Here is a 12,555-nt window from a genome sequence, read left to right on the forward strand (position 1 = left end):
TCTTCATCGCGTCGCCCAATTTGACGCGATGGAGACGTGGGAGTTTCAAAGACCATGTCTCACATTCCGGACCAAGTCATCGCCACCTCTGCCGCAATGCAACTCATAGCGAAGCTTAAGGAGAAACACGGCGACCTCATGTTCCATCAATCAGGCGGTTGCTGCGACGGTAGTTCGCCCATGTGTTATCCGCGCGGTGAATTCCTCACCGGCGACAACGACGTCTTGATCGGCACGCTCGGCGACACACCTTTCTATATAAGCCGCAGCCAGTTCGAGTATTGGAAACATACTCAACTCATCCTTGACGTAGTCCCCGGACGCGGTGGCATGTTCTCGCTCGAAAACCCCGAAGGCGTCCGCTTCCTTATCCGCTCAAATGTCTTCAGCGACATCGAAATCGCAGCTCTTCGCGCCACAGGTCGCATCTAAACGCTTTAAATACCTGCTGAGGCAATACCTGCAATGCTAACCAACTTATAAGCGGCGACGGAAGCTCACTGATTGATTTCTGCAGTCACAGTGCTGAATAGAAAATAAAGCTTAATCGCCGCTACCGGACTGTGAGGCTGATGGTAGTGATATGGGTATTGGTTCCGGAAGCTCCACTTATAGAGATCGTATAGTTCTTACCGACCGGATTCTGGCTTCCCTGGCATCCGCACAACAGACCAAATGCACCCAGTAGCAGCACTAGCAAACTCAATGTCGCATGCCACTGAGATCTCCGATGCGGCCGTCTGCGCAGGAATAACCAGGGAAGAAGAATCGCTGACATTATGCCGCCCATCACGCCAGACCGTGAAGCGTGAATCATGGCCAGTGAAGACGACACCTGTACAGTCATGATGCTTGTCGCAGTGCCGCTGCCTGGTGAGACCGACGCAGGTGAGAAGGTAATAGTCGCACCTGGCACGCCAGACGCTGAGAGCATCACCGGACCATTAACTGTGCCTCCAATCGCTGACACGGTAAGGGTTGAGCTCGTACTATTCCCTGCTGTGACGGTAAGCGAAGAGGGAGACGCCGAGAGGTTGAAGTCAGCCGAGACTGGAGCCACACTCGTACCTACGAGCGCTACTGTCTGCGGCGATCCGATGGCGTTGTCTGTTACGGTAAGCATCGCTGTGTCGCTGCCTGTGCTGGTTGGGGCAAACGCCAATGAGATGACGCAGCTCGCTCCTGCCCCCAAAGAGGCTCCGCAATGATTGGTCTCGGTGAAGGAGCCTGCATCTGTTCCGGTGAGCGAGATACTGGTGATTGCAAGCGCGGCTGTACCAGGATTACTCAAAGTGACGATCTGCGTAGCGCTGGTCGTTCCGCTCGTTGTGGTGAAGCTGAGTGGTCCAGCCGGGTTGAGTATCTGGGAGGCAACGACAAGGTTGACGGTGGCGGTCTGAGTGACCTGTCCCATGGAGCTTGCCAGGATGGTGATGGGATAGGTCCCGTTGGGCGTGGCGCTGGTAGTGGTCAGGGTCAGGGTCGAGGAACCACCACCGGTCACCGTGGGCGCGCTAAACGTCGCCGTGACTCCAGTCGGCAAGCCGGTGAAGTTCAGGACACTGAAGTTGACCGTGCCAGCAAAGGCTCCCTGAGCCTCTATGGTTGCCGGATAGGTTGCGCTGCTGCCGGCAGGGATGGTCTGTGAGGGAGTTGATGTCGTCAACGTGAAGGACTGGTAGCGCTCATTCTTCATCCAGAGCAGTTTCGAGAAGCGGTCGGCGTTGGTCGTGGTGCCGCCGGCAACGAAGTCAGCGCTGGTGAACGCCGTGTCGTAGCTGCTGGGCATGAAATCGGCCATCAACAGCCAGCCGCTACGGATGTAATTGGTGGCTGCCTGATTGCCAGAGCCCGTGGTGCCATTGATGAAGCCGGAGTAATCGCCAGGGCCGAGCGTCATGATGTCGTTGAACGTGTAGCCAAAGGGAGTCATCATGGCAGGCGTGATGCCATACTCTCCGGTCACATACGCGCGGTAAAAGCCGTTGAGATCGAGGCTGCCATGGTTGTTGTCTTCGAGAGGAGTGGTTGGATAGGCATAGTCCCAGCTATAGGTGGGGTTGCCGTCGCTATCCGTTGCCTCGGTGTAGCCGGAGGTGAAGAACCAGTTGATGTTGGCCTGTACGAGCTGGTAGTACTGCGCTTCGAGCGTGGAGTTGTCACCCAGGATCTGATGATCAATGGCCAGGTTCTGGAAACCGTAGTTGAACATCGCCACTTGATTCCAAGGAACTGGCTGGCCGCTCTTGTAGGGATCGGCGACGGAGAAATAGTAATGATTGGAGTTAGAGATATCCAACTCTGACTTGAGGATGTGGCCACTGACAGCCACATCAGCCTGAGCCACATAGGTCTTGGCGCGTGCGAGGTAAGTCGTGCCATAACCATCCGGATCGCCGATGGCAACGTTGTTGTCCCAGATACTGGGCGTCTCAAGGATAAGACGCGCGCAGTTGCCTAGATGGCCTACGGCGTCGCCCTGTTCCCCCGCGGTCTGGATGGGAGTAGTGGTTGTGCCGGGCCAGACGGGATCGATATGTCCCGTCCAGATAATGAGCTGGCCTGTGGGCGCAGACGCGAGATCGTCGCGCTCGGAGAGCAGGGTGTCGCAGAAACGGATCATCTGGTCGAGCACTGCGGTGTTCTGCGTAATCTCATAGACCATGCCCATCGCTTTGACGGCTTCGCCGCTGGCGCCTTGCGCCCAGTTGTTGCCGATGTTGTTGGCCGCCGGGGTCTGAGCAGCCATGTAAGAGAGAAAAGAACTGCTTTCCGTGGAGGTGACGGGCCCCGTCAAACTGCTGATCGTCATGCTCGTCTGCGCGCGCGCGATGGGAAGAAACATGAGGACAGTCAGGACGATTTGAGTAGCACGACGCATGAGAGAGCTCTCCTGAATGAGGTATTCGCTGTGGTCCGGTCTTGCTTTTCAACAACCCCTAAGGGGTTAACGGAATTGCGTTCGGATGAGCTACAAGTCGTTCGCAGGCGCGCGACTTCGCATTCCTGCCACAGATAAGGCAGAGGATTAAAACAGCAACAGGTATGGAACGAAATAAACTGGCATCCATCCTGAGTCCAAAATCGAACCAGGATGGATGCCAACAAGTTGAACTAGAGCGCGTCTTAGAAAGTCAGCCGCGCCGTGAGCTGGATCTGACGGGGAGTGTTGAAGGAACTCCGCAGGCTCTCCGTACCATCCGTTCCGCTTGGATTGTTATACCCCTGGATATTGAAGGCATTGAATGCATCCACGTTCACCCGCAGATTCACACTCTCCGTAATCGGAAACACCTTGAACAGTGAGATATCAGCGCTATAGTTGAACGGCCCATTGAGCACCGTCTTCGAATAAGGATTAGACCCTCCAGGCGACGGCGCATAAGCAAGCGGTGCAGTAACCCCGTTGGTCGTAGTGACATTGACCTCGTCCTTGCCGAAGTACTTGTCTGTTACAACCTTCCCACCAGATGGCGCGCTGCAAATCTGATCGGCCGGACTCTGGTAAGGAGACCAATTGGACGGAAGTCCGCTGACGACAGTCGACAGCCCCGCCGAGCATGTGTTGCCGGAGATGGCCGTAGGGGCGATGTATCCGTTGAACCACTCATACGACTTGTAGCACACGCCGCTGCGGCAATCGGTGATTGGAGCACCATGCTTATAGACCTTCAGCGGATTGGTTGGCCCCCAGTTTGTGGAGGTGACGGCGAAGTCCTGTGAAGTGACATTCCCAGCACCGGCAATCTCGTAACCTCCGATGAGTTCATCGACGAACCGATTGACATGGCCAAAGTACCGCTTTCCGCGACCAATGGGCAGATCGAAAATTCCGTTGAATAGCACCTGTTGTTTCGGAGTAGTGGTATCGACCGAGTAGTTCTCGAAGCGATTGAGCGCGCGATAGTACCCGTAAGATGGCGTGTTCGAGGGCGGAGGTGGAGGAAGCGCCGGAGCATATTCCGGCCCATAGGACTGGGTCATCACGCCTAACCCGCTATCAATATAGTCCGCGTAAGGAAGAATATCGTTCTGGGCGGCTCCAGCTCCCTGCGTCGACATCGACTTCGCCCACACATAGGAGATCTGATACGCAACCCCATGATGGAAGAGACGCTGATAGTTAGCCTGCAAGGCGTTATAGTTCGACCAACCGCTCTTCTGCGTCAGCGTGTTTGAGCCATAGGTAACCTGGTCATATGGTCCCATTGCCGTAGCCGCATATTGATTCGACCCAATCACACTCCCGGTAGGTGGAATCGTTCCCGTCCTCATCTCCCAGTTGTAAGCAGAGGGCTGGTTGTTGTACTCCATGATCTGATCAAGGTTAGTTCCATGGGTATAGATGTAGCTCAACCGCAACGCAGAATTTCCCTTCATCGGCTGCTCGACGGTCAAGTTCGCCTGAGTTACATAATTAGGCGGAAAATCCGGATTGTTGGTCTGGAGGCCAACGCCCGGCAGAATCGCGGTAATTGAGGAGCTATTGACCACATTGGCGCTGTTGACACCCATCACGACGGATTGCTTCGAACGCAGAAGATAGTCTTTCAAACCGTCCGGTGATTGGTTTGCCGCTGTATAGCTTTCGCCATAGCTCAGCGTGAACGGATTCCGCCGGTCGAACGACTTCAGGAAGTTGCCAATCGGCTCAGGATAGATAAATCGCCCATAGGCGCCGCGTACGACCGTTCCATAATTGGGATCGGGCGTCCAGGCAAAGCCAACGCGCGGGCCAAAGGTAAAGTCGTAGTTCCTCATCATGGTCGACGGCATGTGCGCTGCTTCAGGAGTTTCGAACACCATCCCGATGTTCTCGTCGTTCGTGATCACGTTCTGCGTTGTGTAACCCTTCGCCACCAGCTCCTGCGGAGTCAGTGCGGTTACCACGGCACGGTTCGGGATATCGAACGCCAGCATGAGCCCATCTCCTACTACAGGAGAAGGATGCGCTTCGTAACGAAGCCCCAGATTGAGAAGCAGTCCCCTGGACACATGGAAGTTATCCTGGAAGTATCCGTCGAACTCATTATTTGAAATCTTGCCATAAGGCGGATCGGTGTTCACGGTGTAACCGGAGGCAGCCCCAAGAAACTCATCTGCATTCGCATTTCCCGTGTTCGGCACAGCAGTATAGTTCTGCTTCGAGGTTGGATCTTCAATGCCGGTCGCCATGCCGTTGAACGTAACAGTGTCCTCGATCTCATTGGGTCTCGAACCGAAGTGCTCATGACGTACCCGGATGCCGAACAAAAACTGATGGCGTCCGTAGATCTTGGTTAGATTTTCATCGAGATTGACGATGGTCTGGGTCATTCCATACTGGAACTGCGTGCCATCAAACGGGCTGAAGATCTCGCCGCTACCGATGATGGGAAGCCCGATCTCACCAAAGTTGTTGGGCAGCCCCAATTGCTGCTCGAAGTTGGCAAACGGAGTGCCACCGGCATAGTTCTGCTCACCAAACCACTGCTGACTGAGGATGGTCTCCGAGAAGAACGTAGGGGAAAAGATATGAGTGAACCCAATTGCCGGAGCAAACAGGTTGTATTGGTTCAAAGAGACGCCGCTGGCATTAGCAGGCATGCCGTCGGCCGCAACCGATGCTGGCTCCGCAGGGTCATTGCGAAGAAACGTATAGTTCGTACCGGTCTGCGTGTAGCGCAAATAAGCACGGTTATTCTGATTGAACACGTGGTCCAAGCGGAACGTGATGTTCGGAGTAACCTGGTAATTAGGGGCAAGCGCGTTCAGGTTAGGCGCGACCCCCGGGTTGTCGTTTGTAGTGGGCAGCGGCGTAATATCGCTGAAAATTTTAGCCGTCGGAGATTCTCTGGTCTGCGGAATCTGATTGTTGGCAAACTCCTGACGCGGCCAGCTTCCGTATGCGCCACCCGCGGCATTGTATGTCGTTGTATTTGGATCGTAGAGCTGCTGCAGAACATTTGAGCTATTCGTCAATCCGCTGAAGTCGCCGTTCCTCATGGCCACCGTCGGCACGCTCATAAGTTGATAAGACGAGGACGCCAGGGAGTAGCGCTCATAAGCAAAAAACCAGAAGGACTTATCTTTGCCGTCATAAAGGTGAGGGAGAACAATCGGGCCACCGGCAGAAGCGCCGAACTCATTGCGCACCAGGTGAGGAGCCACGTAGTTCGATGGATTCGCCCTGGAGCGAGCTACGCCAAAGTAATTGTTGCGGGCTGTTTCAAAGAGACTTCCGTGAAGATGGTTAGTGCCCGACTTGGTGGTAAGAATGCCGGTAGCTGGGGTTGCAGACTCCGCGCCGGAACCATTCATCTCCACCCGGACTTCCTGAATCGAATCCGGATCGGGTATCTCCGACGCGCCCACGTGCGTGCCTCCAAACTCTCCATTGAGCATGGTGACGCCATCGACCGAATACTCCATCGCATTGCCTGCCAGGCCACTGGGGCAGGACGATGTCGACTCCGAGCAGGTCCCCAGCCCAGGCGTGGTCTCTTGGACTAAGGTGAGGACGTTGCGTCCATTCATCGGGAGCTGGCTGATCCTGCTGTTTTCGAGCGTCGAGGAGATCACTCCACTTGTAGGAGTAACGAGTTGCACGGCGTCTCCGGTTACCTCGACTGTTTCCGTGGTGGATCCCACTTTCAAGGAAGCATTTACCACCGCACGCTGGCCTACCAGGAGTTGAATAGTTCTTTGAATGGTCTCCATCCCCGGCGCGACAATCCTCACCATATAGGTCCCTGCGAATAACCCCGGCGACTGATAAAACCCCACATTGTTGGTCTTCGTATCGGACGCTACGCCCGTAGCCGTATTAAGAACATGAATCGAAGCATTTGGAATGACGGCCCCGCCTGCATCGGTGACGGTACCCTGAATCGCTCCAGCGCCGCTTTGAGCAAATGCGTTGCGACAGCACGGGATCATGATTAGCAGCGCGGCAACTACTAAACTCACCGTGCTCCAGACTGAAGAGACATACGCGGCACGCCTACCAAGAGCATCCATCATTACAACTTCTCCTTAAAATCTATGGAGGTGATTATGGTGGGCTGGGTCCATATCTGTCTTTAGATTGAATTGTTGAAAATTTGTCTGAAACGGAAATCGGTACTTCTTTGATTCGACGATGAATTCGCAACGGAATCCAATTCAACCCGGCAAAAGTGCGTAGAACACCATACCAGGCAAAGTTATTGACCGTTACTCATTGCGTATCTATGACTCACAGTCGACTAATACGTGAATAGCGGTGCTCCTGGCATCGTCACGCAACGCAAAGGCTTCGTCGATTCGGCTGAGAGGCACATGATGCGTGACAATCTCCGAAGTATTGATCAATCCATCGAGTACGAGTCGCAGGCCTTCGTTATAGAAGTGGCGCATATCGATATCACGCTTTGGCTCCGTGGAGTAAATATCGATACGTTTGCGATGAACTTTCAAAAAGTCAATGGGACGGCTGGAAACTCCGATGCATCCGTACATCACAATTTTTCCAGCGAAAGCAGCACAATCGATTGCATCTACCATACCGTCCCCCTCAAGCAAGCATGGAATAACCACGTCAAACCCGTCGGGAAATTCTTCTCCCACAACCTGCGTAGTCGACGTTTCCGGTGAGGGGATCTTGAAGGTGTGAGTTGCACCGTACTTTCTTGCAAGAGCCAAATTGTCATCATTTAGATCAGTCACGACCAGTGTTTTTGGGTTGAGGAGGCGGATTACCTGTGTCAGCACCAAACCGCTTACTCCTTGGCCCATAATCAGAACTGTCGTTCGTTGATTAATCTGAGCGATCTCTGCAGCATGAAGAACGCCGGGAAGGATCTCGATCAAGCTGGTATCAACTAGAGGAAACCAGGACGGCACAACCTTGACGTTGAAAGGATGACATACGACGTACTCGGCGAATGCTCCCCACACGTATCGGCAGGTGACTTGATCCCCTACGCGCACTCCCTCAACATTGGGCCCGAGCTTATCGATAGTGCCCGCAACCTCATGTCCCAGACGGGCAGGAAAGCTCACGAACTCTGGGCTGCGTATGCCGCGATATGTCTCAACATCAGAGCCACATACTCCCACCCACTTAATCTTGATGCGCACTTCGCCGTCTCCCGGTTCGGGGATCTCTGCACAACGTAGCGAAAGCCGACGTGGCTCATCAAGAACGGCAACCCTCTGAGAGTTTGGGTGGCATGCATCGACCAGTTTCAGCGGAGCCTGTATCATTCGAGTCATTGCGATCAGTATAGGGAGCGTTCCCATCAAGGTCTTTGCAGAGATGCGCTGAAGCTTTATCCAGAACGGAAATGCTTCCCATCACGTCTGCAACACCGACAAAGCAGGCAACAGCGAATTTTGGCCCCGCACTCCCGCCAGCGCCAAGATATTTAACGGATGTATAATCCGCTCCGAAGGATTGACGGATGCTTAAGTCTTTGGTCGAAGTACTCTGGACAGCACGATACGATTATCAATTGCATACAAAGCTCGCGAAGCACGAGCACATCTACTTTCAGATGATTTATTTCATCTCCGGCTCCGGTTCTATCTATCTGAAACAACATGAATACCTCATCAAACCGGGTTCTCTCCTGTTGGTGAAACCCCATTCGGTTCACGCGCTGAGCCCGTCCTCGCTGGTAAAGACGTTGGACGTGAAGTTTGTCGTAAATGACCGTTGGTTGCGAGGCCAGTTATTAAAAGCACGAGAGTTGCAAGAGAAAAGCGATTCAGGAGTCCCTGCTCAGTTTGAACGAATCCGGCACGAAGGTGAACGACGAGGATACCTTCATCGCGAGCTATGCAACTCATTCCTCGGCGAATTGTTGCTTCAATATCTACGGAATGATCGACCACAAGAGAAGCTCTGCACAGACGACCATATTGATTCTTCTCTATACAGTGATCGAATTATCCGACAAGCAACTACTTTTATCAGGGAGCATCACGCACAGGATTGCACGCTCTCGCAGATTGCACTAGCCGTGGGAAAATCTGATCGACATATCCGACAGCATTTCAAGGATGTCTTAGGGATATCGCCAAGGCACTATCTGCTCCAATATCGCATTCAGAAAGCCAAAGAACTTATCGAATATTCGAGCTATTCCTTCAAAGAAATAGCGGGCAGAATTGGCTTCAAGACAGTGCATCACTTTACCCGCGCTTTTCATGAAGTTTGCGGAGAAACACCGGGAGCTTGGCGACGTAGATGCCAAGATGGCATATGTAAGGACGTTTATATCGATCCTAAATTTGTTAACACGATCTGGACCATCTCACCGGGACAACAAGAGCGGGCACGACGTGCTTATTCAACAGGTGTGTCGATCACAACGTGAGTTGCAATCAGCGATATGAGTTTGAATACCACTCATTCACTTGATCCGCCTTCTTAAAATAGTGGCAACGTTGCCGAAAACAAACCCGAAAAGGCTTCTGGGACTTCGTCCTGAGTCCTTCCTGGACGTAGATCACAAGACAATTGCGCTTCAGCAAAACGATATGTCATCACTGTCAAGAACCTCCGTTTTTAAACTTGGCTGCGAAGCACCATTAGGGATGGCATTTGGCCAAAATCCGCTGTACGGCATATTGCTTCAGGAACAGTGAATCCAATGAGGCCAAGCGCTGGGAATCAAGGCTGCAGAGCCCACGCGAGCCCGTCGGGTTCTCCACCGACGTTAATGTGACCAATAACGTCAAGAGTCTTCAGATCGATCACAGCAACGTAGTTGTCCGGGCCACATGAAATATAGGCTCGTGATCCATCTGGATCCATGAGGAGGCCTGCCGCTCCGTGGCCGATTTTCACGCGCTTGAATTCCTTGCGCGATGCAGCATCGTAGATCACCAGGTCGCTGCCACCCAGCAACGAGATGAGAACCCGTTTGCCATCGGGTGTGAACTTGAGCCGATTTGCGCTTTGAATATTCGCGTCGAGTGTTGCGACTACCTTACGGCTAGCAAGGTCAATCACTGAGATCGTTCCATCCTGCGCATTCGCTGTCCAAAGCTCGCGACCGTCTGGTGATACATCAAAGCCCTCGTCACCTTTGCCGACCGGAATCACTGTCTCAGTCCAGTCCGTGCGAGATTGACCGACGCCGGGCGGCGGCACTGATGGAGGTTGCATTCCCGATGGTGGATGTATACCTGGGGGCGGACCCACCATAGGTAAAGTCACCTTTTCGAGTATCGTGACCGTACCCGATGCGACGTTTGTCGTGTAGATACTCTTCTCGTCTTTTGTGACGAAAAGCATATGGGTGCGGTTCTGCCCCGTCCCCATGATCCAGTCGATCTTTGCGGTAGCTGGATCATAGCGAGCGATTGCCTTGGCGCCCTCGGCTGTGAACCACAACTTCCCATGCAGGAAATCTAGGCCGTGCGGACCATTGAGTGACCCGGTATCGATGTCGGGAAGCGCCTTCTGTCCGACGAGGTCGATCACAGATAACGCGTGATATCGGCCGCCGCCGTAGATAGAGACGTATGCTGTCTTGCCGTCATCTGATGCAATCACTTCATGCGGATCGGGACCTACAGGAGCGCGAGCAATCACCTTGAGCGAGTTCGGGTCGACTATAGCGAGCGTGTGATCGCGCTTGGAGAGCGCAAGCAGCGCCTTATGTGGTGTCGTCTGACAAATTCCTTGGACATGGAATATCAACGTTCCCAACATGACTTCGGCCAGAAAAGAGCTGGTAAATAGTTTTCGCATCGGGTTTCCTCTCCTTTGGTTGAATCAAGCCAACAGCCAGCTTGCGATAAAAATTACTCTTGAGACGACGACTTCGAGCCATCGCCTCGGATATTACCGCGCTCGGAATGGAAGAGGCCCGGCATCTCAAGGTTTATTGCCTAAATAGCAGGACGTCCTAAGTGCACCATCGCTCCGGAGCGTTATCGATTAGCGTATGCTGCCCTCGCGCTTTTTGCGCTGATAGGTCGCTACCTTGATCTTGTTGCCACAGATGTTCATGCTGCACCACCGGCGCGAGCCTTTCTTGCTCGTGTCATAAAAGTGCAGCACACAAGACTCGCACTGGCGGAGTCGGCCAGCCGCTGCCTCTGTTAGTAGATCAGCTGCTCCGTGGATAAAGGGCATCCACAGATCGTCCGGTTTTCCCGGATTGAAGAGCATCTCCATTACGAGCCGTCCATCACGCTTGCGAAGAGCCGCACGCGGCGGATAATTCACAAGCCGTTCATTCACTTCTTTCACAAATTCGTCCGGCGCACCCAACCCGCTCTCCATCCGCAAAACAGCTTCCCTCAAACGCTCCCTGAATGCAATCAGCTCTTTTAGAAACGCTGATGCTTCCCGCGACCCCTTCCAGCTTCGAATAAGAGTCTTGATTTTCGGTGAATTTACAAGATCAGACGCAAAGAGCCATCGCGCCAGTGCATCAAAGTCTGGCAGGAGCTCCGTCTGCCCCTGTACCAGCACAGGATTTGTGTTCAAAAAGTCCAGAATCGGCTTATTACCAACGAATAAAAAGCCGTCTACCCATTCACCTAGTTCTTTTTGAGCAGCTCGCATTTTGCCTCTTTTTGAAACAGTGAAAAATATAGACACCTATATTGACATATTTACCGGTGTCAACTAGTCTCATCTCATTGCCGCTGGAACGGCGTAGCTTCGTCCATTACAAGGAGAGAGATTATGCCAACTTATCATCACGCCACTATTCGCGGACACAAAATGTTCTATCGCGAGGGAGGTTTGAAAACTTCTCCTACCATCGTGTTGCTGCACGGCTTTCCTAGTTCATCACACATGTTTCGCGATCTGATCCCGAAGCTTGAGGGCAAGTTCCACATCATTGCGCCGGATTACATCGGCTTTGGCTACAGTGATGCGCCCGAAACACGCGAATTCGAATACACCTTCGACAATCTGGCCGCGCATGTAGAGGAGTTGCTCTTCAACGATCTTGGTCTGAAGAAGTTCAGTATCTACGTACAGGACTACGGTGCGCCCATCGGTTATCGCATCGCGTCGAAGCACCCTGACGCGATCGAGCGCATCATTGTTCAGAACGGGAACGCATATGCGGAGGGCATCGGGGCAGCTTTCGATCCTATGAAACCGTTCTGGGCCAATCGAACAGCAGAGACAGAAGAGCCCGTGCGGGCCCTGCTCACACTGCCAACCACCATCTTTCAGTACACCCATGGCGTTAAGGACGTCACCCGCATCAGCCCCGATGCCTATACCGTCGACCAGCATTTTCTCGATCGTCCCGGCAATGATGCCATCCAGCTGAACCTGCTTCACAACTATCAGACGAATCTCGCGCGCTATGACGAGTGGCATACATTCTTTCGTAATAAGCAGCCGAAGACACTGATTGTCTGGGGCAAGAGCGATCCGTTCTTTACGGTCGAAGGCGCGCAAGCATATCTGCGCGATATTCCAGAAGCGGAGCTACACCTGCTGGACACCGGCCACTTCGCACTCGAAGATTCCTCAGAATTCATCGCGCAAAAGATTGTGGCTTTCTTCGCCTGATTCCGCGATTTTTCTGTCCAACATTCATCCATTCAATA

Annotated in this window: 8 protein-coding genes; 3 read left to right on the forward strand and 5 right to left on the reverse strand. The window is 53.2% G+C overall.

The window, feature by feature from the left end:
* Window positions 1-54: 54 nt before the first annotated feature.
* Window positions 55-432, forward strand: a complete 378-nt coding sequence (locus IEX36_RS07125) for a DUF779 domain-containing protein (RefSeq protein ID WP_188758560.1) — start codon at window positions 55-57, stop codon at window positions 430-432.
* A gap of 121 nt (window positions 433-553) precedes the next feature.
* On the opposite strand, the gene IEX36_RS07130 is transcribed toward IEX36_RS07125, so the two are convergent.
* The 3 genes from IEX36_RS07130 to IEX36_RS07140 all read right to left on the reverse strand — a co-directional run bounded on the left by IEX36_RS07130 (window position 554) and on the right by IEX36_RS07140 (window position 8,100).
* Window positions 554-2,881 carry a choice-of-anchor D domain-containing protein gene (locus tag IEX36_RS07130; protein ID WP_188758561.1) on the reverse strand — a complete coding sequence of 776 codons (2,328 nt, stop codon included), beginning with the start codon at window positions 2,879-2,881 and terminating at the stop codon, window positions 554-556.
* Window positions 2,882-3,126: 245 nt separating this feature from the next.
* Window positions 3,127-6,948, reverse strand: a complete 3,822-nt coding sequence (locus IEX36_RS07135) for a carboxypeptidase-like regulatory domain-containing protein (RefSeq protein WP_188758562.1) — start codon at window positions 6,946-6,948, stop codon at window positions 3,127-3,129.
* 261 nt (window positions 6,949-7,209) lie between these two features.
* A complete protein-coding gene (locus IEX36_RS07140; RefSeq protein ID WP_229668778.1) occupies window positions 7,210-8,100 on the reverse strand; it encodes a zinc-dependent alcohol dehydrogenase in 891 nt (296 codons plus the stop codon).
* Window positions 8,101-8,423: 323 nt separating this feature from the next.
* Between IEX36_RS07140 and IEX36_RS07145 the strand changes: the two genes are divergently transcribed.
* Window positions 8,424-9,341 carry an AraC family transcriptional regulator gene (locus tag IEX36_RS07145; RefSeq protein ID WP_188758563.1) on the forward strand — a complete coding sequence of 306 codons (918 nt, stop codon included), beginning with the start codon at window positions 8,424-8,426 and terminating at the stop codon, window positions 9,339-9,341.
* A gap of 296 nt (window positions 9,342-9,637) precedes the next feature.
* Here the strand turns inward: IEX36_RS07145 and IEX36_RS07150 are convergent, their stop codons facing one another.
* Window positions 9,638-10,723, reverse strand: a complete 1,086-nt coding sequence (locus IEX36_RS07150; protein ID WP_188758564.1) for a YncE family protein — start codon at window positions 10,721-10,723, stop codon at window positions 9,638-9,640.
* Window positions 10,724-10,912: 189 nt separating this feature from the next.
* Complete coding sequence (locus IEX36_RS07155; protein ID WP_188758565.1) at window positions 10,913-11,545, reverse strand: CGNR zinc finger domain-containing protein; 633 nt, start codon at window positions 11,543-11,545, stop codon at window positions 10,913-10,915.
* A 123-nt stretch (window positions 11,546-11,668) separates the two neighbouring features.
* Between IEX36_RS07155 and IEX36_RS07160 the strand changes: the two genes are divergently transcribed.
* Complete coding sequence (locus tag IEX36_RS07160) at window positions 11,669-12,517, forward strand: alpha/beta fold hydrolase (RefSeq protein ID WP_188758566.1); 849 nt, start codon at window positions 11,669-11,671, stop codon at window positions 12,515-12,517.
* Window positions 12,518-12,555 lie beyond the last annotated feature (38 nt).

The sequence above is a fragment of the Edaphobacter acidisoli genome (assembly GCF_014642855.1).
In the GTDB taxonomy this organism is placed as follows: Bacteria; Acidobacteriota; Terriglobia; order Terriglobales; family Acidobacteriaceae; genus Edaphobacter; species Edaphobacter acidisoli.

What these genes read in the sequence shown, in the direction of transcription:
- IEX36_RS07125 (WP_188758560.1), top strand. Translation starts at nt 55, where the DNA reads ATGTCTCACATTCCGGACCAAGTCATCGCCACCTCTGCCGCAATGCAA.
- IEX36_RS07130 (WP_188758561.1), bottom strand. Translation starts at nt 2,881, where the DNA reads ATGCGTCGTGCTACTCAAATCGTCCTGACTGTCCTCATGTTTCTTCCC.
- IEX36_RS07145 (WP_188758563.1), top strand. Translation starts at nt 8,424, where the DNA reads ATGCTTAAGTCTTTGGTCGAAGTACTCTGGACAGCACGATACGATTAT.
- IEX36_RS07150 (WP_188758564.1), bottom strand. Translation starts at nt 10,723, where the DNA reads ATGCGAAAACTATTTACCAGCTCTTTTCTGGCCGAAGTCATGTTGGGA.
- IEX36_RS07155 (WP_188758565.1), bottom strand. Translation starts at nt 11,545, where the DNA reads ATGCGAGCTGCTCAAAAAGAACTAGGTGAATGGGTAGACGGCTTTTTA.
- IEX36_RS07160 (WP_188758566.1), top strand. Translation starts at nt 11,669, where the DNA reads ATGCCAACTTATCATCACGCCACTATTCGCGGACACAAAATGTTCTAT.